The 25,060-nt window shown below is 45.9% G+C and carries 27 protein-coding genes; 20 read left to right on the forward strand and 7 right to left on the reverse strand.

What is annotated here, in order from left to right; genetic code table 11:
- Nucleotides 1-2 precede the first annotated feature (2 nt).
- From VDIS_RS05375 to VDIS_RS05400, 6 genes are all read left to right on the forward strand, one after another.
- On the forward strand, nt 3-452 hold the full coding sequence (locus tag VDIS_RS05375) for a hypothetical protein (protein WP_148678243.1): 450 nt from the start codon (nt 3-5) through the stop codon (nt 450-452).
- Nucleotides 418-1,815: a hypothetical protein gene (locus VDIS_RS05380; RefSeq protein WP_013336204.1), complete on the forward strand. Its 1,398-nt coding sequence runs from the start codon at nt 418-420 to the stop codon at nt 1,813-1,815. The genes VDIS_RS05375 and VDIS_RS05380 overlap by 35 nt, the downstream gene beginning before the upstream one ends.
- Nucleotides 1,816-1,966: 151 nt before the next feature.
- Nucleotides 1,967-2,590 carry an amino acid-binding protein gene (locus VDIS_RS05385; protein WP_013336205.1) on the forward strand — a complete coding sequence of 208 codons (624 nt, stop codon included), beginning with the start codon at nt 1,967-1,969 and terminating at the stop codon, nt 2,588-2,590.
- A 207-nt stretch (nt 2,591-2,797) separates the two neighbouring features.
- A complete protein-coding gene (locus VDIS_RS05390) occupies nt 2,798-4,138 on the forward strand; it encodes a pectin acetylesterase-family hydrolase (protein ID WP_052885776.1) in 1,341 nt (446 codons plus the stop codon).
- Between the two features lie 183 nt (nt 4,139-4,321).
- Nucleotides 4,322-4,906, forward strand: coding sequence for a NuoI/complex I 23 kDa subunit family protein (locus VDIS_RS05395; RefSeq protein ID WP_013336207.1), 585 nt, complete (start codon nt 4,322-4,324; stop codon nt 4,904-4,906).
- A 62-nt stretch (nt 4,907-4,968) separates the two neighbouring features.
- Nucleotides 4,969-5,568 (forward strand): helix-turn-helix domain-containing protein, encoded by a 600-nt coding sequence (locus tag VDIS_RS05400; protein WP_013336208.1) that lies wholly within the window; start codon nt 4,969-4,971, stop codon nt 5,566-5,568.
- A gap of 37 nt (nt 5,569-5,605) precedes the next feature.
- On the opposite strand, the gene sucD is transcribed toward VDIS_RS05400, so the two are convergent.
- The 3 genes from sucD to VDIS_RS05415 all read right to left on the reverse strand — a co-directional run bounded on the left by sucD (nt 5,606) and on the right by VDIS_RS05415 (nt 7,912).
- Complete coding sequence (sucD, locus tag VDIS_RS05405) at nt 5,606-6,484, reverse strand: succinate--CoA ligase subunit alpha (RefSeq protein ID WP_052885895.1); 879 nt, start codon at nt 6,482-6,484, stop codon at nt 5,606-5,608.
- Between the two features lie 5 nt (nt 6,485-6,489).
- A complete protein-coding gene (gene sucC / locus VDIS_RS05410) occupies nt 6,490-7,614 on the reverse strand; it encodes an ADP-forming succinate--CoA ligase subunit beta (protein WP_013336210.1) in 1,125 nt (374 codons plus the stop codon).
- 61 nt (nt 7,615-7,675) lie between these two features.
- Nucleotides 7,676-7,912: a hypothetical protein gene (locus tag VDIS_RS05415; RefSeq protein WP_013336211.1), complete on the reverse strand. Its 237-nt coding sequence runs from the start codon at nt 7,910-7,912 to the stop codon at nt 7,676-7,678.
- Nucleotides 7,913-7,973: 61 nt separating this feature from the next.
- Between VDIS_RS05415 and VDIS_RS05420 the strand changes: the two genes are divergently transcribed.
- Nucleotides 7,974-8,444, forward strand: coding sequence for a hypothetical protein (locus VDIS_RS05420; RefSeq protein ID WP_013336212.1), 471 nt, complete (start codon nt 7,974-7,976; stop codon nt 8,442-8,444).
- Here VDIS_RS05420 and VDIS_RS05425 read toward each other — a convergent pair.
- Genes VDIS_RS05425 through glcV form a run of 3 tightly spaced genes read right to left on the reverse strand, consistent with a single transcriptional unit; the run spans nt 8,425 to nt 11,744 of the window.
- Nucleotides 8,425-9,216, reverse strand: coding sequence for a helix-turn-helix transcriptional regulator (locus VDIS_RS05425; RefSeq protein WP_013336213.1), 792 nt, complete (start codon nt 9,214-9,216; stop codon nt 8,425-8,427). The genes VDIS_RS05420 and VDIS_RS05425 overlap by 20 nt on opposite strands.
- 54 nt (nt 9,217-9,270) lie before the next feature.
- On the reverse strand, nt 9,271-10,587 hold the full coding sequence (gene ahcY / locus VDIS_RS05430) for an adenosylhomocysteinase (RefSeq protein ID WP_013336214.1): 1,317 nt from the start codon (nt 10,585-10,587) through the stop codon (nt 9,271-9,273).
- A 50-nt stretch (nt 10,588-10,637) separates the two neighbouring features.
- Nucleotides 10,638-11,744 (reverse strand): glucose ABC transporter ATP-binding protein GlcV, encoded by a 1,107-nt coding sequence (gene glcV / locus VDIS_RS05435; RefSeq protein WP_013336215.1) that lies wholly within the window; start codon nt 11,742-11,744, stop codon nt 10,638-10,640.
- A 148-nt stretch (nt 11,745-11,892) separates the two neighbouring features.
- Between glcV and VDIS_RS05440 the strand changes: the two genes are divergently transcribed.
- The 9 genes from VDIS_RS05440 (at nt 11,893) to VDIS_RS05480 (ending at nt 20,880) form a co-directional block, all read left to right on the forward strand.
- The gene (locus tag VDIS_RS05440) at nt 11,893-14,175 is read left to right on the forward strand and encodes a glucosidase family protein (RefSeq protein ID WP_148678245.1); all 2,283 of its coding nucleotides are present in this window, start codon (nt 11,893-11,895) and stop codon (nt 14,173-14,175) included.
- Between the two features lie 67 nt (nt 14,176-14,242).
- Nucleotides 14,243-15,169, forward strand: coding sequence for an aspartate carbamoyltransferase (pyrB, locus tag VDIS_RS05445; protein WP_052885896.1), 927 nt, complete (start codon nt 14,243-14,245; stop codon nt 15,167-15,169).
- Complete coding sequence (pyrI, locus tag VDIS_RS05450) at nt 15,166-15,645, forward strand: aspartate carbamoyltransferase regulatory subunit (protein WP_013336218.1); 480 nt, start codon at nt 15,166-15,168, stop codon at nt 15,643-15,645. Before pyrB ends, pyrI begins: the two co-directional genes overlap by 4 nt.
- Nucleotides 15,646-15,650: 5 nt before the next feature.
- Nucleotides 15,651-16,262 carry an orotate phosphoribosyltransferase gene (gene pyrE / locus VDIS_RS05455; protein ID WP_148678246.1) on the forward strand — a complete coding sequence of 204 codons (612 nt, stop codon included), beginning with the start codon at nt 15,651-15,653 and terminating at the stop codon, nt 16,260-16,262.
- Complete coding sequence (locus VDIS_RS05460) at nt 16,243-17,205, forward strand: dihydroorotate dehydrogenase (RefSeq protein ID WP_013336220.1); 963 nt, start codon at nt 16,243-16,245, stop codon at nt 17,203-17,205. The genes pyrE and VDIS_RS05460 overlap by 20 nt, the downstream gene beginning before the upstream one ends.
- A 24-nt stretch (nt 17,206-17,229) precedes the next feature.
- The gene (locus VDIS_RS05465; RefSeq protein WP_013336221.1) at nt 17,230-17,859 is read left to right on the forward strand and encodes a site-2 protease family protein; all 630 of its coding nucleotides are present in this window, start codon (nt 17,230-17,232) and stop codon (nt 17,857-17,859) included.
- A gap of 42 nt (nt 17,860-17,901) precedes the next feature.
- On the forward strand, nt 17,902-19,149 hold the full coding sequence (locus VDIS_RS05470; protein WP_013336222.1) for a DUF4346 domain-containing protein: 1,248 nt from the start codon (nt 17,902-17,904) through the stop codon (nt 19,147-19,149).
- Nucleotides 19,150-19,196: 47 nt separating this feature from the next.
- A complete protein-coding gene (locus VDIS_RS05475) occupies nt 19,197-20,606 on the forward strand; it encodes a hypothetical protein (protein ID WP_148678247.1) in 1,410 nt (469 codons plus the stop codon).
- Nucleotides 20,607-20,619: 13 nt separating this feature from the next.
- Nucleotides 20,620-20,880: a hypothetical protein gene (locus VDIS_RS05480; protein ID WP_013336224.1), complete on the forward strand. Its 261-nt coding sequence runs from the start codon at nt 20,620-20,622 to the stop codon at nt 20,878-20,880.
- 88 nt (nt 20,881-20,968) lie between these two features.
- Here the strand turns inward: VDIS_RS05480 and VDIS_RS05485 are convergent, their stop codons facing one another.
- A complete protein-coding gene (locus tag VDIS_RS05485; RefSeq protein ID WP_013336225.1) occupies nt 20,969-21,943 on the reverse strand; it encodes a 2-hydroxyacid dehydrogenase in 975 nt (324 codons plus the stop codon).
- 80 nt (nt 21,944-22,023) lie between these two features.
- Between VDIS_RS05485 and VDIS_RS05490 the strand changes: the two genes are divergently transcribed.
- Genes VDIS_RS05490 through VDIS_RS05505 form a run of 4 tightly spaced genes read left to right on the forward strand, consistent with a single transcriptional unit; the run spans nt 22,024 to nt 25,025 of the window.
- A complete protein-coding gene (locus VDIS_RS05490; RefSeq protein ID WP_013336226.1) occupies nt 22,024-22,188 on the forward strand; it encodes a 30S ribosomal protein S14 in 165 nt (54 codons plus the stop codon).
- Between the two features lie 58 nt (nt 22,189-22,246).
- A complete protein-coding gene (locus VDIS_RS05495) occupies nt 22,247-23,170 on the forward strand; it encodes an iron-sulfur cluster loop (protein WP_013336227.1) in 924 nt (307 codons plus the stop codon).
- 42 nt (nt 23,171-23,212) lie between these two features.
- Nucleotides 23,213-24,301 carry a DUF711 family protein gene (locus VDIS_RS05500; RefSeq protein ID WP_013336228.1) on the forward strand — a complete coding sequence of 363 codons (1,089 nt, stop codon included), beginning with the start codon at nt 23,213-23,215 and terminating at the stop codon, nt 24,299-24,301.
- Between the two features lie 4 nt (nt 24,302-24,305).
- Entirely contained in the window at nt 24,306-25,025 is a 720-nt protein-coding gene (locus tag VDIS_RS05505) for a purine-nucleoside phosphorylase (protein WP_013336229.1), read from the forward strand.
- The last annotated feature ends 35 nt before the right edge of the window (nt 25,026-25,060 follow it).

The following is a 25,060-nucleotide window of genomic DNA, read 5'->3' on the forward strand; positions in this document are numbered from 1 at the left end:
CCATGATTTCCATTGGCATTAGTGAGGTTGTGGGTGCGACAATACTGCTCGTCATAGCCGTGGCCCTTAGCTTGTTAATCTTCGGATACTTCTACGGGTACTTAGAGTCGCTTGGTTACTCACTCGCTAATGCACTGTCGGGTTCTTGCGAGTTCTCGATAATGAGCACGGCATTTAACACCACGGGCTCCTCAATAACATCAATAAGCATAGCCCTGTACAACTACGGTAATAAGCCGTGCGATATATCCGGCGTATATGTGCTTAATGAATCAACAGTGTACCAGATAGCCGTGGCAAATAACTGCATAACGAACCCGCTGGCTAGGTTGGGCCCTGGTCAGGTGCTTATGCTCAATTACTCAAACTTAAATATCCCATATAACACAAATTACTTAGTTAAGGTGGTTTCCTGTGATGGGTTCACGGCCGAGGAGGGGCTTGGACAGTAGGGGATTGGGGGAGCTTTACATAATGGCTATAATAATCATGATAGTCATTGTATCGCTCGCTGTAATCTACTCCGTACTCAACGGCTTCAGTAAGTACGTGGCTGAGGAGAAACAATCACTGCAATCCATTAGAGGTACAGAGGTGAGCGTTTCATTAAGTGGGTTTAATACTGTGGGTAGTAATTACGTAATTACCATGAAGTTAAGCAATGCCATGCCCCTTAGTAATGCTGAAGCCATATGCAGGTATAGCGTGGGTAATGCGCAGTATATGCAGTATTGTAGCTACGTAATTAATGGCGATGTGGTATACGTAACGGTACCAGGCACGTTAGTGAATAAGGGGGTGGGTAACCTGGTGGTACTGGTACCAACAGCATCCGGCTTAACGCCAGGCATAAGCCTCTATCGAGGGCCAATAGAGGTTAGTGTAATAGCACCGCCCGTTGTTTACCAGGGATCAGCGAGCACTGTGGACATCACCGTTCTGCTGATTAATAATTCCACCGGTTGGGTTAATGCCACGGTAATAGCCAACGTGAATGGAAATACCATAGCTAATAGTACAATAATGCCACCAAGCGGTGCAGCGGCGACATCAATACCGGTTGGCATAACGAGCGCCGGAACCACATCAATACCAATAACGGTGCTTATTAATAATTACACAGAGACCGTACCCGCAGTACAATTAATTGTGCAGCAATCACCAACATCCACAACCACATCATCATTACCAGCCACATGCCAAAGCATGGCATTTGGGTACATAGGGAACGCAACAACAAATGGACTACAGAGCTATGTCTACCCTGGAGTTGGTCCAGGGCTTAGTTACGGCGATGAAGCACTACAAAACAGCGTAATAGATGGCTTCCCCAACCCAATATACACTTACGCCATAGAGACAGGCCCACCACCGCCAAGTGGGTACACAATCATGTACTATTACAACGTATTTCCCCTAAGCATTAAGGTTGGTAATTACCCAAACGTAACTGCCTACGTATATCCCGTGGACTTCACAACGGACGCCATACCCTTCTTCTTCATAGTGACGAATAATCACTACGCAATAGTTATCTATTGGCAGGTGGGCACATCGAGCCCGAGCTCCTTGGCAATAAGTAATATAGATGCTGGGATAGGGAGCTTAACGGTACCAAACGGCGGCAATATAAAGAAGTTCTTCAATGTAAATGGAGGTACAATACCCATTAACGCCTGGACCGGCTATACACTCGATGTAACCAACTACGTTGGTAGTAATGTGGATTACCAATACGTGGGCTTCGGAATATACTTACCAAACACGTCCCAGTCCCAGGGGCAGTCATACTGGGACTACATATGCATTGGTTAGGAAATGGGGAACTCAATACCTATTGTTTCTCAATAATACCTATGTTAAATATGGCATTGAAGGGGTTGAGCTCAGAATTTTTATTAATGATCATATTTTTTAATAATTTTGTGCTAGGGTTTAAATACCCTTGTTTCAATTGCTCCTTGTAATGACTTGGTTGTTGTTTAGGGTTGTTAGGGATAGGCCTGGTATTATTAATGAGTTGTCATCTGTGATGCTCAATTATGGGATTAACATCAGGAATATCATTGGTAACTCCAGGGCTTTAATGATTGACGTTGAGGATAACGTGAGCTCCCTATTAACCGGCATGGACTCCATTAGAGATATTGAGTTCGTGAATGCAATAAGCGGGCCAATTATACCGCTGTCCTTCTCTCAAAGACACTTCATGACTGCCATTAAGACGGTCCTAGCGCAAATGGGCACTGAGTATGTGGGTAGGCTCCTCTACAGGATTGGTTATGAGTACGCGAGGGCGGTGGCCACGGAGATGTCGATGGGTGATCCCGTGAGTACTATAAGCACGTACCTATACACGGCCACAGCTTATAACAGGCTCGCCTTCAAGGGCCTCGTGATTAGGAATAACGAGGTTAGGGTCGAGTTTGAGGAGCCATTCGACGAGGAACTAGACACAGCACTAACGCAGGGCTACATACACGGATTAATAAACACGGCACTATCGAGGCTACATTACATTAATATTGAGAAGATCAATAATATATATAGGGCCGTGGCAAGATATATTGAGAGCATAGAGCCCATATAATCAACATCCACGGCGCACCCATCGCCTAGCTTACATACATAATTTATGTAGTTACTTCGATAACCACCTTAGATACATGTTCTAATGACCCTGTCACGGATTATTAAGTAATAATATTTGCCTATTAGGAATAGATCTTTTATTAATTACCCGCTATTTAGGGTAAATATAGATAAAGTTTAAAAGATAAGACGTGAATTAATGACCATGATGTACTACAGAATCTATAGGGCTCTTCCCGCGTTATTAATACTGGCAATAATGATAATAATCGCTCAAGCCCACGGCGCCCATGCAGTACAGTCGATTTACACGCTTCAATCCTTCACGCTAGCCCCCTACGAATGCAATTCCATGCCTCTTAACTGCACCACAGACCTTAGGATAATCCTAATACCATACTACGCAAATCCATTCAATGCATCCTTGGCCGGCATGCCAAGCCTGAGTAGTTTACCCATTAATTACCCAAGTCAGGGGACTCAGTGGACGTTGATTTGGCTCCCATACCCAGCCAGGGCCGGTAATGGTAGTAGGACGTACATACTCGTGAGTAGGGGTACGGAGGACAAACTACTGATATTCCTGGAACCCGGTGGTGCATGCACAGACTACTACACCTGTTGGTACCCAGTGCCTGGCGTCAGTACCGTATTGACCATGAACGCTACATACCCAAACATCTGGATCGACCTATTCGCGTACACGGGAATTCTCAATAGAAGCAACCCATTAAATCCCTTCAGGAACTGGACGTACGTATTCATACCATACGATACAGGTGATGTATTCTCTGGGGATAGGGTCATGGAGTACTGCGGGATTGGCATTAACGGCATGATGGACTGCGTGACGACATATCACGTTGGTTTTGTCGATGCGATAATGGCAATGAGGTGGGCAGCAGCCCAGGGACCCTGGAAGCAGGTGGTCCTCGCTGGATCAAGCGCCGGTGGCGTGGGTACGATATTACTATCATACTACGCAGTACAGATATTTAATGATTCGCACCTAATTGTAATTGACGACTCAGGGCCTGGTCTCACGTCAACCGTCAATCCACACTTCACCTTTGAAACCACGGAACAGAGTTGGGGCTATCTTGAATTAATGACTCCGGAGGCACGTGAGATTGTTGAGGAGACAGGCGAGCCGCTGCTCGGCCTTGAGTATGAATTCCAAACAATTGGCAAGAACGTCACATTTGCGCTTTATGAGATGCAGGAGGACCTTGTCATGGGCACGTTATTCCTAGGTTACACACCCAGTGAGTATCAACAGGTCCTACTTTACTACACTGGGAAGCTTAGGCAGTTTGCACCAAACAACTTCTTTAGGTACCTACCCATTGGCTACGCGCACATGATCCTGGTATACCCAGTCCTACTTCCACCCAATGCCTTCTACACCTTCAGTATCTGTGGATTGCCTGTATATGAGTGGGTAGATTTATTACTCGAGGGTAAGCCGATCGACATAGTCCAGGTAACGCCATACACCTGTGTCATTAACTCCACGCAGATAGTGAGCAACATATCGCTTGGGTAGAGCGTAATAAGTCAGTTGTTTCACGTTTAAAATTGGGCATTGCATGTTTTAATAATATCCTTTTAATGAGGAATATTGAGGTTGGTGTTGTTTCATTACTAGTTCCCCTGAGACGATAAGTACCCGCAGTGTGGTGAGAATACACCACAAAGCTTAAAATACTCCAAGGGCATAATAGACGACGTGGTCATAAAGATTAAGCCACCGAAGGGGACCCTTGCCGAAGACATTATTTACCACGCGAAGGCACTAATCACGGGCTTTAAGGAGGCTGTGGAACCGAATAGGCTCACGATACAATACCCACGCGAGGTCAGGTGGATCCCTGAGAGGTTTAGGGGTTGGATAATGCTGGACATTAAGAAGTGTATAAGCTGCTTCCAGTGTGCCTGGGCTTGCCCCGTGAATGCGATTCAGATGTATAGGGCTCCTAATGGTAAGTTTTACCCAGGTATTAGGTACACGGAATGCATTCTGTGTCACTTTTGCGTTGATGCATGCCCAGTGGGTGCTTTAATTCCCACGCCCATTCATGATATTGCCTATGTTGATTTTGACGAGGTTAAGTTTAAGCCTGAGGACATGTCCAGGCCTCCTGAGTATGTCTTTGATGAGTCCGAGAGGGTTATTAAGTATGAGATTAAGGATGGTAGGTTGTTGAAGATTGCCCTGCCTAAGGATGAGATTAAGAAGAGGATTGAGGAGCTTGATAAGGTCATTGAGCAGTCCGGAGGCGCCCCTGCGGCAGCTGAATCTTCATCGGCATAGTCCATGCCTTCCTAATTAGTCTTGGAGTACTAGTTTAATACTAGGTTCTTTCCTTAATATTGATGAGTATTAAGGTTAGGGTTGGTATTAAGGTTCCCAAGTTCCCCAGCGTTATTAGTGGCGGTATCCGCATACTCAGTGAGTATAACTTTGACTTTGGCGTTCAGCTTGATAGGGCTAAGCTCCTTAAGCTCATTGCCTTTGGCGTGGTTAGCCCCACGGAACTTATTAGGAGGTTGAACATGCCCAAGGCCAAGGTCTTCAGATACTTAAATGCCCTCATTAAGCATGGTTGGTTGGTTAGGAAGGATGGTGGTTATTACCTAGCCGCCACCATATTCCTAGTCTACAGGGTTAGGGAATTTGGAGACTACGCGGTCCTCGAGGTTCTCAATGATAAGGGTGCGATTGTTGACCAAAAGGCCGGTCTCGTGATTATTAATGGTAAGGAATCACCAAGGGCCTGCCCAAGATGTCCACTACTTCAGGAGTGTACAAACAATATTAGGAGCATTAGTAAGTCGCTGGGTATCACGATAAAGTCCGTGACACCCGCGGATGCATATCTTGAGTTGATTAGTACGATAATTAATGAGGGCCTCGTTAAGATACTCCTTAATGACTATATTGATCTTCACGTTAATAATAGTGGATCAATATAAATCTACTAAATTTTAATTACATATTAATGACCTATGTTTAACGTATGTATTGCTTGATTAGCTTAACGACCTCGGTAGGTGTCTTGGCAACTGGTACGTTGACCTCCTGGAATGCCTTAACCTTGCTTTCGTAGGAGCCCATGCCCATACTGACGATAGCCCCCGCATGCCCCATCCTCTTGCCGGGTGGTGCCGTTCTGCCCGATATGTAGGCTACCACGGGCTTCGTAACCTTCCCAGACCCTATGTACTGGGCGAGTCTCTCCTCCATTGTGCCGCCTATCTCGCCAATAACTACTATGTACTTCGTCTCCGGGTCCTCCTCGAACATCTTCACTACCTCGAGCATGTCAGTACCAATTATTGGGTCTCCGCCAATGCCGACGACTGTTGATTGCCCAATCCCAGCCTGGGTTAGGTGGTATGATATTTCATAAGTCAGTGTTCCACTCCTAGACACGATACCAACAGGGCCCGACTTCGTGTAAATATGGTTAGGCAGTATCCCGACCTTAGACCTTAGTGGGCTTACGACTCCTGGGCAGTTGGGTCCTATTATCGTGACTCCCTTCCTCTTTGCGTAATTCACGAACCTTAATGCATCATGTATTGGTATGTGCTCCGTAATTATCACAATCAACTTAATACCAGCGTCAATGGCTTCATAGACTGAGTCAGCGGCGAATTGGGCTGGTACGAAGATTATTGATGTATTTATGTCAGGGAACTTCCTTAACGCCTCCTCCACAGTGTCAAAAACAGGTACGCCGTGGACCGTCTGTCCACCCTTACCTGGCGTGACACCAGCCACAACCTTAGTGCCGTACTGAAGCATGTACTGTGTGTGTCTTGATCCTTCCCTACCCGTTATTCCCTGGACCAGGACCTTCGTATTCTCATTAACGAGTATGGCCATGCCCATCACCTCGCAATTGCCTTTGACAAAGCTCCCATTGCCTCCTCAGCAGTTTCATAGGTTTTAAGCCCTATCTCAGCCAGTATTCTCCTACCCTCCTCCTCGTTAGTACCCTTCAACCTAATGAAGATTGGCTTGTTGGTCTTAACCTCATTCAACGCCTCAACAACGCCCTTGGCAACCTCGTCACACCTCGTTATACCGCCAAATATGTTTATCAAAACAGCCTTTATCCTGTCGTCTGTTAACAGCATTTTCAATCCCTCCCTCACAGCATCCTTACTAGCTCCACCACCAACGTCAAGGAAGTCGGCAGGTTCATGACCGAACTCCTTAACCAAGTCCATGGTTGCCATTGTTAAGCCAGCGCCGTTGGCCATGATCCCCACGTAGCCCGTCAACTCCACGTAATGTAGCCCGTACTTCCTAGCCTCAAGCTCCTCGGTCGTGTAATCACTATCCTCAATACTAATGTCTGGGTGCCTATAAAGTGAGTTATCATCAATCATGACCTTAACGTCCAGAGCCACCAACTGCCCATCAGTTGTTAGTGCAAGTGGATTTATTTCCACAAGCTCGGCATCATACTCAGTAAATACCCTGTACATGGCCTTAGCCACGGTTACGAAGTCCTGGGCTGCAGAACCCTCCAAACCAAGCTTCTGAGCAACTCCCCTAATCATGTAGTCCCTAAGTCCCTCATAATCATCTATGTAAAGCCTAATTATCTTCTCAGGGCTTCTCCTGGCCACCTCCTCAATGTCGATACCGCCCTCCGTGGATGCAAGCATTAGGTAGCCCCTGTTCTCCCTGTCCAGGGTTATGGATATGTAAAGCTCCTTAGCCACATTAACGCCCTCCTCAAATAGCACCTTCCTAATTGGGTAATCCTGAATCACCTTACCCAGGTAATCCCTCGCGGCGTTCTCAGCATCCTTAATGGTGTTAACCCTCCTGACGAGCCCCATCTTAGCCCTGCCTGCGAAGGGTACCTGGGCCTTGGCGAACAGCGGGAATTTGAGTGTGTTGAGTATGTCTATGTCATTAAGGCTCTTGACTATGGCGCCCCTGGGTATCTTAACGCCATACTTATTCAGCAACTCCTTACCCTTATACTCGAGGAGCCTCACGTTAAACTATGCAAAATAGCCTTAATTTAAGCATTTACATTATTTATAAAGTAATCAGTAATCAAGACCCCTTAATTAACTTCATGAACTTCATGAATGCTTCATCAACTTCATCCTTCTTCGGTACGGCAATTACTATAGAAATGCCAGGCATCGAGAAGGCGGCGCTTCTTGCCTTACTCAAATCTGTGAATTCCATGATGTCCTTATCATGAATTACGAATATCTTACCGCCAAATTTATCGGGATCCATATACCTAATGACGTACTCCTTAACCCTATCCTCAAGTCTATCCATGGCTATGCACTGGTCATCACATAACTTAATTTTTATTTTACTCCAGGATGATACTGACTTAATGAGCTCAATGAATGAGCTAATAAAGGAGTTGAGAATTAATGAGGTAATTAATGCATTAATAACGGCATTCAAGGCAGGTAATAGAGACTACGTATCATCAGCTACTGAACTACTGCACGAGGAGTTCACATACACAGTCTCTGAGTCAATAGAATTAACTGGTGACACCCTTAAGCGCGCATCCATCCTCTACGCACTGTATTGTCTAAGTCTTGGTATTCTCAGGTTAATGAATAACGAAGACTTAACCATAAACCCAATCGAGTTATTAAGAACGTCCGTGGATAATGGGGATTTATCAGGTCTAACGCAGTCATTAATCACAGCGTCGGCACTGCTCATTAAGGGTGATGAGTCATGGATTAAGGACTTCAATGAGTTGATTCAGGTAGTTAATAACGAATTATTCAGGAGAATCCTCTCATCATTCCTCGAGGTAATTAGGGTCGTTAAGACTGTAAATCCCTGATCAGTATTACCATGTTCTTACCCTCAACCTTAGTAATCCTAACAAAGCCTAGACCCTCAAGTCTCCTTACACTCCTCCACACGGTGGTCCTTGGTATGCCCAAGTCCCTGGAAATATCAACCTCAAATGCGGAGCCACCCCTGGACTTTAGGTACTTAAGTATTGATAGTTCGTAATCATTGAGATTTAGCGCCGCTTGGTGTGTAGTTTCTCCCTTCGTAGTTTTTCTTCGTCCTATCACTAATACGTATGACGTAGACGCAATTATAATGATAGCAATAATAATCACCATAAGGACTTCGAAATTAATCAGGTGATTTGTCACAGTCATCACACGCGTTGTCTTGGTCATTGGCATTATCGTATATAGGAATTCGCCAGGCCCCCTCGCCGTTATTAGTAATTCATTATTCACCATACTCATGTTAATTAATGACAATGTTATGTTGGCTATGAGTATGTTACTAGGTATGACTATCTCAACCGTGGAGTTACCCACGTTTATTCCGACAAAGTTGTTTTCCACGAATACCCTGGGTACATACACTATGGACACATTAGCAGTGCCTAGAACTGGTATTATTATTGATGTACCATTAATCACGTATGCAGTTACGGAACCATTAACGAGCACCTCTATGTATGATTGAGGCTGCACAGGTAATTGTAATGTTACGAATTCGCCAGTTAACGTGGTATTTAAGCTAACGGTTGACGTACCATTGCTGTACAGTGTTATTATCCAGATTAGCATTAATGGTGTTATTACCATTTTAATTAACGGTTTTTGAATTAATTAATATCCTATAAAGGTTTCCTTATTAGCCTATGTACCGAGACCCCAACTACTTATGTAACGTCTCTGTTCCTCAGTTAATTGATCAATCCTTATGCCCATGGTCTCAAGCTTGAGTCTTGCAACTTCCATGTCGAGTTCGTCAGGTAACTTATGAACACCGAGCTGTAGCTTACCCCTATTCTTAACTATATACTCAACGGCGAGTGCCTGGTTGCTGAAGGACATGTCCATGACCTCGCTCGGGTGCCCCTCCGCCGCAACCAAATTAACGAGCCTACCCTCGGCAAGTAAGTAGACGCGCTTACCGTTCGGCAGTCTATACTCAACTACGTAATCCCTAATCTTCCTTTTCTCGGCTGCGACTCTCTCGAGACCTGCTACGTCAATTTCCACGTTGAAGTGGCCAGCATTGGCCAGGACAGCCCCATCCTTCATCTTAAGTATGTGGTCCAGGGTTATTGCATTTATGTCGCCGGTAGCCGTTATGAATATGTCGCCGATCTCTGCAGCCTCGCTCATGGGCATGACCTCAAACCCATCGAAGACAGCCTCAAGTGCCCTAACAGGGTTTACCTCGGTGACTATGACCCTACGTGCACCAAGCCCCTTAGCCCTCATGGCTATTCCACGTCCAACCCAGCCATAACCTGCAACAACAACGACCTTACCCGCAACCAGTATGTTCGTGGCCCTGAGTATCCCATCCCAAGTTGATTGTCCTGTTCCGTACCTATTATCGAATAGGTACTTGGTGTATGAGTCGTTAACGGCAATTATTGGGTACCTAAGCGTACCCTCCCTCGCCATTGCTCTTAGCCTGATGACACCCGTTGTTGTCTCCTCAGTACCGCCGTAAACACTACTTATTAATTTAGCGAAGTCCCTATCACCAGCGGTTTCCAATGCATAATTTACCTCATTACTCTTAACACCAAGGGCCAACTTATGCAGTGTCACCGTTAGGTCTGCACCATCATCCATAGTAACGACAGGTTCCTGGGATATTGCAAAACCAATTGCATTATAGTACTCCCTCTCATTCATCCCCTTCCATGCATACACGTAAATACCATCCTCAGCCAATGCGGCGGCTACCTCGTCCTGCGTGGAGAGTGGATTCGAGGGTACTAGGGTTACCGTAGCTCCGCCAGCAACTAATGTCCTGACTAAAACGGCAGTTTCCTTGGTCACGTGTAAGCTGGCCGATATCCTAATACCATCGAGTGGCTTCTCCCTGGTGAACCTCTCCCTAATCTTCATTAGAACTGGCATGTGTCTCTCAGCCCACTCAATGAGTAAGCGTCCCTTCTCAGCGAGCGATATGTCCTTAACCTTATATGTCATTCAGGTCAATACGTTGACTCACTGAAGTATTAAAATTTTAACAAGGGCAATTATCCATATAGTAACTTCTCCGTTTGTTTATCGAATATCTTGATCTTACGTGAATTGAAGTATACATGCACTGGTTCGCCGAGTCCAAAGCTTGTTGATGAGACGACTTTCACCTCAGTGCTTTGTAGTTTAACCATTACGTTAAACTTACCTCCGGCGAATTCCGAGATCTCCACGGTACCCTTACCGACATAAATAAGGTCATTATTATTGCTAATGACCTCCTTGGACAATACCACGTCCTCAGGCCTTATACCGAGGATTACGCTCCCATTGCCCTGCACATTTATATTTTGTGGTAGCTGAACCTTCACATCACCACCATCGAAGTATACCTCATTGCCCTTACCAACAATTGAGCCATCGAATAGGTTTATATCGCCTATGAAATTCGCCACAAATACATTGACAGGTTTATCATAAATCTCGCTGGGCAACCCTATCTGTTGAATAACGCCTCTTCTAAGCACAGCTATTCTATCGGCTAGTGTCAACGCGTCGGCTGGATCGTGCGTCACAAGTATTGTGGTTATCCCGAGCTTCTTCTGGATATCCTTAACAAATGCCCTAGCCGTAACCCTAATCCTAGCGTCAAGGTTGCTAAATGGCTCGTCCATGAGGAGCACTTGCGGCTCCTTAACCAGGGCTCTGGCGATAGCCACCCTCTGCTGCTGACCACCTGATAACTGCCTTGGGTACCTATCCAGCGTTTCGGCAATACCCAGGACCTCAGCAATTTCCCTAACCTTCTTCTCAATCTCACTCTTCGGCAGCTTCTTAATCCTGAGTGGGAAGGCTATGTTATCGAAGACCTTCATATGTGGGTATAAGGCCCAGTTTTGAAATACCATGCCCACGTTTCTATCCTTTGGAGGTATGAAGATGCCCTTCCTCGGCGATGCAACTAGGGTATCGCCAATCCAGACCTCACCGTCAGTTGGCTCCTCAAGACCCGCCACAACTCTGAGGAGTGTTGTTTTTCCGTGACCTGATGGCCCCATTACAACCATGAACTCGCCAGACCTCACCTCAAGCTCAACCTTGTCTAAAGCCACTACGTTCTTTCCAAATATCTTCGTAACCTCATGAAGGTAAACCCTCACCATGCCCGCAATATTACTGACTATCTAACCAAAAATAAATTTTTCCAATAAGACTGGGTATAACAAGTATTATTTGTAATTATGATTTAACCAGCCACTGCGTATGGGGAATCTATTAAAATGTCCTAAAATGAGTACGTGCTGGCTTTATATGAGTCATGTTAGTAGGCGATTTGAAAATGCGGCGAGGATGTGGGGTAGGGATGTGGATAAGTTCGTCGAGGCCGCCATTAATGGTTTTGGCAGTTCAATGTTTATAATGGGTCTGTACTACAGAAGGCCCAATTGGGCTTGGCCCAGGTGGTTGAGGCAGCAATTAGACCCTAGCGGTAGGGGTTTTGAGCCAGCTCAGTTAATGCCATTTAGGAACATTCACTTTAAGGATTGGGGCATGGTTGGTACTGTGCAGGGCGTTAATGAGGCCGTTATAGACCCAGCCATGTTATTTGTTACGCGGAAAAATGTTGCGTTTGAGGTTTGGGTTTATGATGGTTCAAGGCTATACACGCCAGGCCTTAACGGTTCGTTTAGGCAATATCTTGAGAGGCCTGGTTACCCAGTAATAGTTAATGAGTGGGATTTAGGCGCGGTGAGGGTTGTTGCTAGGTCGACCGTTGCTAATAGGTCAGGAGTTGATGTGTTGATTATAGACCTTAAATTGATGGGTTTACCTGGTAATTACATTGTCTACCTAGTGACTAGGCCCTATAACGTTGACCACATTATTGAAGTGAAGAGCGCAGGCGTGGAGAGTGATGGGTGGTTCATAACCGTGAATGACGAGCTAGCATTAACTACGGATAGGGAACCGTCACAATTCGGTTCATACAATGTAAGTAGGGATGCGAGTGAGGATGCATCCTTTGGTAGACTTAATAGTGAGCTTTACGTTAATGACGAGTTGGGTTGGGCGCACGCAGCACTTGGTTTTGATGCTGTCATTAATGGCAGTAATGAATGGAGACTAAGGGCGAGGGCGCCGATCGACCCCCTTAGGAATACACGGCATAATAGGGCATTGATTAGATCTGTTGACGATAATGACATCGCCAACGAATTGCGTAATTGGGGCTCAATAAATGAAAGGTCATTTTCAGTATCAGTTGGTGATAGTGTCATTGGTGATGTCCTTCGTCAATCAATGGCGAACTTAGTTATGCTGTGGGATGGTGGTAAAATAACGCCAGGTCCATTGATTTACCACCTCTTTTGGATAAGGGATGGATCATACATGGCAACTGCCCTTACAATGCTCAACCTAGCCGACATGGGTAAGGCTGTCATTGAGGAACTATTGAGGAGGATTGACGATAGTGGGTACTTTAGGGCAGTGGATTTCGAGGTGAAGGAGTATGACGCCAATGGGCAAGTCTTATGGGCCGTGAGTAAGTATGTGCAGTTAACGAGGGACTATGACACATTGAGAAGGTGGTATCCAGTGATTAGGCGTGGGGTTGAGTGGTTAGAGACGAATAGGGAGGTGACGGGCGATGAGTCAGTAAGGGGTTTATTACCACCGTCCTGGTCTGCCGAGGATACGGGACCCATGGATCACCATTACTGGGATGATATGTGGGCCATAGCCGGGTTAAGGGAGTTGGGCAGGGTGCTTAGGGATGTTGGTCATGAGGATCATGAATGGGTTGAGAAGTTGCGTGGGGAGTTTGTGGACGCCCTTATTAATTCAATAAATGTTGTAAGATCGAGACTTGGCGTTGACTACATAGTGCCTGCACCGGAGAGGGTGGCTGATTCGGCAATGACTAGGGTTATAGCGGTTGTATGGCCGACAATGGCATTACCGTTGGATAACCCATTAGTTAGAAGAACGCTTGAGGTCACCGAGGAGTTATATGGGCTAAATGGCGGTGTAGTGAATACCCACCAGTGGGGTACCTATGGTAGTTACTTAACGATGAACCTGGCACACTCCTGGGCCATACTCGGCGATAGAGAGCGGGTGGGTAGGTACTTAACATGGGTCATCAATCACACGTCATCGACCTACGGCTGGGCCGAGGGAATATCAATAATAACCGAGAGGGGCGGACAGGGCGATGCACCGCATGGCTGGGCTGCGGCGGACTTCATAATGCTCATTAGGGATTTAATAATAAATGACCTGTTTGAAGTACCAACACTGCTCAGGGGCATGCCTGTGGACATACTGAGGCGTGGAGTTACGGCTAGCAATGTATTAACAATGCATGGGCTTGTTAAGAACATTAGTGCATCAATGAGGGATAAGGAGCTCGTAATTAATTACGAAGGCCCCGGTAGATCCATTGGGGATGGACAATACGAATTATTAATTGATTCGCCAATTACTCCTAGGGAGATTCAATGCAGTGGTTGTAGGTATGAAATGATATTGAGCAATACTGTTAAGGTTATACATAGTGGCAAGTTCACTATTAAGGTGTTAGGTTCGTAGAGTGTATTCCACCCACTTTTTCGAAGAAACCTTTATTAAATTAGCTGTTGACGTCTTGGTGGGTTCCTTGACCTGGTTTAATCGGGATGTCATAAGCGTGCTGGATTTCAATAGGGAGGACTTTGAGGTTTTGTTTTCTGAGGCCCTTAATATGGAAAAGTATGCTAAGTCTAGACTCGATATCCTCAGTGATAAGGTCCTTGCCCTGGCATTCTTCGAGCCGAGCACTAGGACTAGGCTTAGCTTTGAGACTGCCATGCTTAGGCTTGGTGGCAGGGTAATAGGCTTTAGCGGTGTTGAGGCTACGTCGATGGCTAAGGGCGAGAATCTCGCCGACACAATTAGGATGCTTGATGCTTATGCAAACGCCATAGTGATTAGGCACAGCCTTGAGGGCGCGGCAAAATTCGCGGCTGAGATTGCGGAGTCGCCAGTGATTAATGCAGGTGATGGCTCTCAGAACCACCCGACCCAGGCAATGCTTGACCTATACACGATTTGGCGGGAGTTTAAGGTGATTGATGGCCTATCCATCGGGATACTCGGCGACCTTAGGTATGCCAGGGTCGTTAACTCACTGGTTCAGGCCCTGTCCTATTACAGGGTTAGGCTTCACCTAATATCGCCTGAACTGCTAAGGCCTAGGCAGGAGCTTATTGAGTTCATGAATTCAAGGGGCATGAAATATGACTGGACTGATGATCCGTATAACGTGATTAATGATTTAGACGTGCTGTATGTCGTCAGGATTCAGAGGGAGAGGTTCCCTGACCCGATGGAGTACGAGAAGGTTAAAGGCGCCTACAAGGTAACGCCCAAGTTAATCGAGAAGGGCAAGCCAAACCTAATAATTCTTCACCCATTGCCCAGGGTTGATGAGGTTGACTTTGCGGTTGATAATATGCCGCAGGCTAAATACTTCAAACAAGCCAGCCTAGGGGTTCCCCTGCGCATGGCCTTGTTAAAACTCGTGCTTGCTGGTGATAAATCATGAGCAGTAAGAGGGAGTTGATAATTAGTAAGATCAGGGATGGCGTGGTGATCGACCACATACCCGCTGGTAGGGCACTTCTAGTGCTTCGGTTATTGGGTATATCTGGTCGTGAGGGGTTTAGGGTTGCGTTGGTTATGAATGTGGAGAGTAGGAAGCTGGGCACTAAGGACATCGTTAAGATCGAGGGTAGGGAATTAACTAAGGATGAACTTAACCTAGTGGCTCTCGTTGCGCCGACAGCCACTGTGAATATAATTAGGGATTATGAGGTCGTCAGCAAGTTTAAGGTGGCGATACCAGACGTGATAGAGGGATTGCTTAAGTGTAAGAATCCAAGATGCATAACGAACCAGCAGAGGGAACCTGTGAGGAGTAGGTTTCACGTGGTGTCCAGGGAACCACTCAAGCTAGTGTGTGAGTACTGCGGTACGATGCATGAACTAAGTGATATTGAGAAGTACTTTGGATTGGCGTGATGGTAATGATGAATGACGAATTGATAATCGATCTCTATAGGATTGGGGCTATTAAGTTTGGGCGTTTTAAATTAACTAGTGGTATTGAGAGTCCGTTTTACGTGGACTTAAGGCTTGCAATAACGTATCCAGACATTTATAAACGGTTGATTAAGTCAATGGCAAACCTATTATCGAGTTTCAATATCGATGTTATAGCCGGCATAGAGACGGCCGGCATCCCATGGGCTTCAATGTTGGCTTACGAGCTTGGCAAGGGCATTATATACGTTAGGAAGGAGGCTAAGGAACATGGTACGACCAGGCTTATCGAGGGTGATTTAAGACGTGGCATGAGGGTTGCGGTGATCGATGATGTGGTGACTACGGGAGGCTCAATAATTAGAGCCGTTAGAGCCATTAGAGATTATGGTGGTAATGTAGTTGTGGCGGCAGCCTTTATTGATAGGGAGCAGGGTGGGCTCGATGCCATCAGGAGGGAGGGCGTTAATGCCGTTGCCCTGCTTCGGATTACGGAGGTGATCAACGTCCTCGCTAAGAATGGATTAATCAGTGATGAGTTACGTAATTCAATAATTAATTATTTGGTGAGCACGCGTGTTAACACAGGTAATTAAACTAATTAATTACCTGCCCCCTGAATTCACCTACGAGACCTCACATGCGCTCATTAGGAGTGGTATTGTTAATTACCGCGGTTATGAATTTGAAATGCCCGTTGAGGTTAATGGTAAGTCCATTAAAAATCCAATAGGACTTGGTGCGGGTATTGATAAGGATGGGTTTTTAGCCCCATGGATTGCGCGGGCGGGTATTGGCTTCATAACCATTGGCTCAATCACACTTAAGCCACGCCCTGGCAATCCCAAGCCGCGTATTGTTAAGTACCCAGGTTTAAAGGCCATGGTTAACGCCATGGGTCTACCATCGAGGGGCTTTACAGACTTCGTAAGTCGATTACCGGGCATTCTTAGTAAGCTGCGTAGACTTGGTGCTTACGTAATTATTAGCTTGGCGGGATTTTCAATTGGTGAGTTTATGTACATGCTTAATGGATTGAGGGGTTATGACGTGGATGCCGTGGAATTAAATATTAGTAGCCCTACTTACCGTGGTTCATGGGTAACGGATAGGGAGTACCTGGGCGAATTACTCAGGAGTGTTGAGGCGTTTCCAGGCGTATTATTCGTAAAACTACCTCTTGGAGTTGATATTGAGTTTTACAGGTGGGTGGTGAACGTAGCTGAAAAGCGTGGGTTTGGGCTAACAATAGCCAATACCCTGCCAATTAAGGAGCCTGGTATTTCCGTTGGTTATGGCGGGTTAAGTGGCTATCCAATATACCCAATTGTTAAGTCATTAATTGTTAAGGTTAGGAGGTGGGGCTTTAGGAACCCAATCATTGGTCTTGGCGGTGTCTTTCACGGGCGGCAGGTAGTCGATTTATTAAGGAATGGCGCCGACATGGTTGGTGTGGTTACGGCATTCGCATACGAGGGTCCCTTCGTGTTTAATAGATTGTTTAAAGAGGTGTTAATGGGTCTGAGTGAAAGGCTTTAATAATTATTCAATCACCGTGTCTTGATGAACATTAATTATTGGGGCGGTGGTTACGGAGTACCGTTTAGGCCGTATAGGCATGAGGTCAGGGATATCCTGATCGCCTTGGTCGCCATGACAATAGCCTTCGCCCTACTCTTCAATACGTTACTTAGCATTGGTGGCCTAGTGGCAACATTCATTGCCGTATTAACGGGCTTCCTCGGTCATGAGTTAATGCATAGGGAGGTGGCGAGGAGATTGGGTTACATAGCCTATTTCAGGGCTTGGTGGATTGGCCTATTGCTGGCCCTCGTCACGGCATTGACAAGGTTCTTCATAATAGCCACGCCAGGCGCCACGGTGATAGGTCCAAAGGTTTGGGGCTATCCATCAAGAAGTGATGAGTTGAAGATAGCCCTTGCCGGCCCAGCCACAAACATAGTCTTCGCGGTAGTGTTCCTGCCGCTTTGGTTATTACTGCCCAGTCCCTTCTCCTTCTATGCCAATATCATATACGCAACCAACGCATGGCTTGGCTTCTTTAACATGTTACCACTTGCGTTGCCGGGCATAATGCTCGATGGGTTTAGGGTATTTAGGAGAGACGTTAGAGTTTGGGTCATAACCTTTGTAATATCTGTTGTATTGTTGATACCCAGCTTTATCCTGTAGTACCATGGCAAGGATTATAACTAGCCCATTGTTGCAATAACTGTGAAATTTAATTATGAAATAATTAATGAGGACTCCAACATAGCCGTCGTAACCCTCTGGAGCAGTATAAACCAGGTTAAGGGGCTCCTTGGCAATTCAATAGGCCTCGTTGGCGTTATAGGCAATCTATACACACCAGTCGGTATTAATTATATGATAGCCACCCTAGCCAGGATGAATTGGGTTGATACGTTGATAGTCTACGGCCTTGATTACAATGGTGTTGGTGAATTATTAATTCGTTTCTTTAAGGATGGGGTATTAGACGTATTATTAGTGGATAAGGATGTTGCGGATAATGTTAGGTCTACGGTGAGGGTGTTAGATCTCAGGGAAGCATTTAAGGCGCGCAATGCCGACTTATTGATAAAGGCTGTCCATGAGAACTACAGGCCTGGGCGTAGGCCTGTTAGGCCTTCAATGAATGTGGAGGTTCGTGAGAATGAGCGTGGTGGTGGTTGGGTGTTGCCGTTGGTTGGTGGCTTCATTTATGAGAGGGATACCTACAGGTCCTGGGTTAAGCTTGTGGATTTAGTGTTGAATTACGGCTTTGATAAGGGTGATTATAGGGAGTTAATAACGCCGTTGGTGGTAATAGACTCCGTGGGCAAACCGCACCCATTCAGGAGACTCAGTGAGGCTGGGCTTAAGGGTTTTGAGCCACCTGTTGAGGTGGTTGATGCCATGATCAGGGAATTGAGGGTCAATCCATACTCAATGAATGCTACTTATTACGGGGGTGATTACTTGGTTCAGGGCGTTATAAGCGGTGATTACTACAACCAAGTGGTTTATTTAAAGAGCGTTGATGTGCTCAATGACTGGTGCAGGCAGTTATATAGGTGGTGGTCCCTTGCAAAGAGAATTGTTGAGACCCTGAATGGGGAATTCAATGCCTGGTACAGCGTGGGCTCCATAGCCGTAATACCGTTCTCTGCCAGAATATACGTTAAGGACCTGGGTAGGGCTGAGGAGTTCGTGAGGAGGAACGCCAACGTGTTCAGCGAGTTCGTTGAGGACCCAAGGGGTAACTTCCTGGTGATGAGGGAGGGTGAGTCAGTGGTTGTTGAGCATAGGTTACCAATCACGAATTCCCTGCACAGGAGGTTCTCGTTTAACTCCCTTGAGGAGGCATATAACGTACTTAAGAATAGCAATCACTTCACCAATTACTCACACGCCATGTACCTTGGTAAGGAGTTGGCAAGGGCATTCCTACTCAGGGATTATGAGCAGGACAAACTATGATTTACGTGAAGTAAGGGATAAAGGGACCCAACCCATGAATGAGGTATATGATTAAAGCGAATAGCCAAATGATTAAAGACTTGAAATTCCTTGGTGCATTGTCGTCAATCCTATTAATAATAGGTTCAATAAAATTCACGGCCCACGAGGTTCCCGCAATCCTCGGCTTATTGACATTATTATACGTATTCAGGACATACGGCCTAACAGGTCGATTCCATAATGCCAAGCTTGCATTGATGATGATGATCACGAACATATTACTTACATATACGGCAGCCGCAGTTATAACTGGGTTCTACGGACCTATTAAAGTTACGATTATTCAATCACACGCAATCATGAACCTATCACCTAACATGCCTATGTGGCTGAGGTATCCATCAAATCAAGTGGCACTTGTTTATTCATTGATGGCTGCGGCATGGCCCTTAATAATTGCTTACTCATACTTTCTCTATCGCTCAATTGATGGGTTGAGTAGGATACATAAATATGCGGGTGTTCTGCTTATGATTGGCGCGGCGCTCTATATAGCCTTAATCGGCGCCTTCATAATGCTCATAGCATATGCACTGCTCCTCATTGCCTGGTTAATGCCTATTAACGGGTTAAAAGATAATGAACCCATCAACTTTACGAGGAGGCACGCCATAAGGATAGTTGCTTGGTCAATGGCGCTCTCATTAATGGCTCTAGTAGTATCATCGTCATTATTATTCACATCACTAAATCCGCAGTACTACGGATTAGACCCAATAAACATTCTCATATTCACCGTTAAGCACTTCACGGCCTATACAGCATTGACTAACTACTCAATAATAGAGATAGGCATTACCAACCAAACACATGTGCCTAATTCAATATCCATATTAGGTTATGTCGGGGTAGCCCTCCAACCCTACTCCATCAGGGTGGGTATAGGCACGAATTCCTGTTCAAACATAATGATCGCGGCGCCCACGAGTACGTATAAGACAAATTACACTATACCAATCGAAATACCGCCAACACCACCCACATTTAGTCCCGAGCCACAGGTGATTTACGAAGGTACTGCCGTTAGAACGATTATTAAATCAAATGAAGTCTCGTGGATCTACGTACCCGCATTATCCATGGGTAATCACGTACCAGTACCGAACGGCTTCCTACTCAACTGCATGGTCAACAACTATAACTATGTGTTTCCAATAAACATAACAATAATCGCAATAACCAATGTCAGTAGTAATTACTTCATGACTAATTATAGGATGAGTTATGTGAAGACTTTGTTCATAATTAACAGAACAACAATAAGGTTAGTTAACGAAAGTAATGGCACGTTTATAGAGTCATCCGTCAATTACGTAAACGTAGTACCGATAATCTATTTACCGTTATTTATTTACTACCTTGTTTATGACCGTGATTTCTATAGAAAATTATTTATTGGGGGCGAAGGGCCTTAAGCACTGGTTATTCATGGTTAGGAAGAAGCCGTACCCACATAACAACGACATACTAAACGCAATGCTTAGGGTATTCTCCAGGGAACCCTTCATAAAGCCAATAGACTTCCCGGACAAGGTCCGTGATGAACTCGAGAAGGAGGGCTTCTACGTAGGCCTTGTCTCCACAAAACGCATCTGGAGGATTTATGAGGAGGCCGTCAAAAGGGGCCTGATCTATGATTACTTAGGTGTGGTAATTGGCTACGGTTATGGTGAATATTGGGAGGAGTAGGCATTACAATGAGGATACATTGATCATGGTTATACGTTTAGAAATTTCTAAACGAAGACCAAAGCAACCATTAACTCGTGGGCATGCCCTACACGTAATCATCCCTATTGACCCTATTCATGGGCACCTCTCTCCTAAGGTACCTAATTACGTTCTCCACAGCCCTAATTATTGCATACTCGGCTATCTCCCTCTGGGCCCCACCGGCTATGTGCGGCGTGCCCAGGAAGTTGGGTAACGCCGTTAATGGCGTCCTCGGTGGTATCTCCTCACGCCCATCGTGTACCCACCAAACGTCGGTGCCAAACCTAATGTCCTGCCTCTCCTTAAGAACCCTGTACAGCTCCTCCTCCTTAACCACGTCACCACGCCCAACGTTCACCACAATGGCGCCACGCTTTAATGCCCTAAGCTCCCTCTCACCAATCAAGCCCCTCGTATACTTATTAAGTGGTAGTGCTATCGCCACTATGTCAGCCCTCGGTAATACATCGAGCAACTTATCTGTTGGGTAAACTTCATCGAAGTACTCAGCAGGTTTACCGCTCCTGTTAATGCCTATGTTGTAGGTCCTGAATCCCTCCTTACCAATCCTTGCTATTTCCCTTCCAATACCGCCGGTGCCAAGGACGAGTAGTGTTGACTCGGTGATTTTATGGGGGCTCGTTAACTCACTGTTTAGGTATTCCCTGGCATTAAGCGTGGGCTTGTGCAGTCCCTTGGCGAGCGTTAGTATCATCGCCCATGCATGCTCAGCCACTGGCACTGAGTAAGCCCCTGCATTACTGTAGATCTCTATGTTGTTTGGTATTGCGGCGAATGGTAGGTGGTCAACACCTGCCGAGAATGTCTGTATCATTTTCAATTGGGGCATGTATTTAATGTTACTAGTCAAGTCAAACTCCCTACCGCACCAGCACATTAGTATCTCGGCCTTGGATAATGCGTTCAATTGCTCATCCTTACCCAATTTCGGTAGTTCGTAGAGGTCTGCATTATAACTCCTTAGCATTTCCCTAGCCTTTTCAGGTAATTCTACCGTACTGACTATGGTTGTTGCCATCTAAATTGGGGCAATTGCTGACTTATTTAATCTTTCACGGGCAAAAATACTTTTAACTGGGCTTTCTTCCGAGTGCGTGAATGGCGAAGATAAAGCCACCGAAGGAGCGTAAGTATGGGAGAGCAGTCATTAGGTGTCAAAGATGTGGTACTCATGAGGCAGTCATTAGGAAGTACGGGCTTTACCTATGCAGGAGGTGCTTCAGGGAGGTAGCACCGCAACTGGGGTTTAGGAAGTACTACTAGGTATTCATTCTCCATCACAATACCTAGGGATTATAAGCACAAATGCGCCTAGTTAATTATGGCTAGGATACCCGCAACACTGAATTTGGATAGGATTATCGAAGTAGCCAAGGCACTGGCATCACTTGACTTACGTAGGTCCGATGCCTTTGATTCAAGGTTCTACCCACCAAGGGATGCGGATATCGAGGCCACGTACAATTACTTCCTGGCCATGGTGGCGATTGATCATAGGACGAATATTGGGGATCGACAATTCACCAGGCGTGTTGGTGATGAGATTTTCACGGGCTCTGACCTACTTTGGAGGTTGGGCATGGAGATGTTTAATAAGGATAGTTCCTTCTTCAGCCCAGCTAATTTAAGGAGGCTTGATCCTGCGGTGGTTAGGGATTGGCTTGTTGGTGATTACGGACCTGTCTGGGATTATGGGGTCAGGGCTTACCTGCTCAGGGATGTGGGTTCGTATGTGTTTAGGAATTATGGGACAACGATTAGGTTCTTTCATGTTTCGGGTGTTGAGGAACTAATTGATAGGCTATCCGGCATGGCGGCTTATGAGGATCCCGTAAGGAAGAAGGCATACCTATTGATTAAGTTCTTGGTGCTACGTGGGTTACTGAAGGTTAAGCAGCAGGAAATTAAGCTGCCAATTGATAATCACCTCACGAGGATCGCCTATAGGCTTGGTATTGTTAAGCTTGAGGACTGGGTTCTCGAGTTGATGAGGCGTGATGTTCACTTTAGTAGGGAGCTTGACGTCGAGCTTAGGTTGGCAGTCCGTGATGCCTGGGATGCGGTGATTAGGATTGGTAAGTTAGACCCAATAGCATTGGATGACTTCCTATGGAGGTTCGGAAGGACCATATGCGTTAGGGACAAGCCGCAGTGTGATAAATGCCCATTGAAGGGTGTTTGCAGTGCCTATGCAAGGGGTTCGTTTATTAACGAGCATAATCACTACCTAACGTATTATTACTAATTAATGACAATATTTAAATGAGGATAAGTCACCACATAACTAATGATTATCCGCGCGGTGACTCTATTTTACCCGGTGGAGAATGGCAGGGTAAATGCTGATGAACTCAGGCAGGAATTGGTGAAATTGCGTAATGTTATAGATGGTGTTGGTAAGAGAAGGGGAATTGAAATAAGGACCTGGAGGGTCACACTACCCTTCACAGACCCGTCCTGGGACTTTGAGGAATTATCAACAATGATAAATAAGGTCGGTGCTGAACTTGGGTACATACATGCATCACTTAACATAGCCATGGGGTCAAGGTTTGAGTTGGATAGGTTAGTTAATGCCTTCATTAGGTCCGGGAGCTACCTGAGCATTTGGGTTGGTAATTTTAAGGAGCTAGATGAATATAATACTGAGTTATTCACGAACGTGCTTAAGAGACTCACGGAACTTAATCAATGGGTATTATCAAGAAGGATCGCAGCATTGATTGGTGATGCAATACTCACGCCCTACTACCCTGACTCAATAAACCTTAACAACTACCATGGAGTGGCCCTATCGATACTCTACCCAAGTGAGTTAGGTAATGAGCGTGATCTACGTAATGACTTGACCAGGGTGTTCAGGATCGCTGAGGATGTTGGTAAGGAGATAGCCAATGAATTAGGTGTTGATTACCTGGGCATTGATTCATCACTATCACCCTGGGGTGAGGAGTCCGTTGTTGACGCGATTGAGAGGATTTACGGAGTTAGGTTCGGCGAACCCGGTACGCTGGGTGCCATTTATAAATTGAATAAGGCCATTTGGGAGGTATCCGGGCAATTTAGGGTGACGGGGTTTAACGAGGTGATGCTACCGCTGGCTGAGGATGAGAGGTTGAAGGTTAGGGTTAGGGAGGGCTTAATCACATTCTCTAAGCTCGTTAAATACGTGATGGCGTGTGTCGCGGGTGTGGATATGGTGCCAATACCAAGCAATCAAATACCGCTAATCAAGGAATTAATCAATGACCTACATACAATAGTCAGCATTAAGCGTAGATCAATCGGGCTTAGGTTAATTCCATACCCAGGCAGTGAGGCTGAGGTTGATCTTGGGGACTTCGGCAAGACACCGGTGCTGGACATGGTGAGGTGACCCAATGCCAATACACCTAAGGGTTAACCCTGGGGACATAGCGAAGAGGGTCATAATAGTCGGCGATCCTGAGAGGGCTAAGCAATTAAGTGAGTTGCTCGTTGATGCGAGGCTCGTTAATGATAATAGGGGTTTAATAACGTACACAGGTAAGTACAATAACGTTGACATTACCGTGGCAACCCACGGGATTGGGGCACCCTCAGCCGCCATCGTAATTGAGGAGTTGATAAGCATGGGCGCCAGGTTCATAATTAGGCTTGGGACCACGGGAGCCCTGAGGAGGGAGATAGGGCTTGGCGATGTGATTGTGCCCACGGGATCCGCATATAACTACGGGGGCATATACACGCAGTACCTAGGTGGCTTCGTGGTTTACCCAGCAGTGCCGGATTACCACTTAATGAGCGAGTTAATAAGAAGCCTCGAAACCGCTGGGTTGAAGCCCTGGGTTGGCCCGGTTTATAGCAGTGACGCTTTTTACGCGGAGGAGGACCTAGTCAATGTACTTGGTTCGAGGGGCTTCCTGGGCGTTGAAATGGAGACCGCAATACTATTCCTACTGGGCCTTATAAGGAACGTGAAGGCGGCGGCCGTGCTTATAGTTAGTAATAACCTGACCGAGGGCAGGGCTGGAAGGTTCTTAACAGCCAGTGAGTTGAGGGATGTTGTGTTGAAGGTTGGTAAGGCTGTATTAAATGCCCTGGCATTGGTGGGTAAGTGAAGGGATACGCAATTATCCTGAAATATTTTATTATT

The sequence above is a fragment of the Vulcanisaeta distributa DSM 14429 genome, from assembly GCF_000148385.1.
GTDB lineage: Archaea > Thermoproteota > Thermoprotei > Thermoproteales > Thermocladiaceae > Vulcanisaeta > Vulcanisaeta distributa.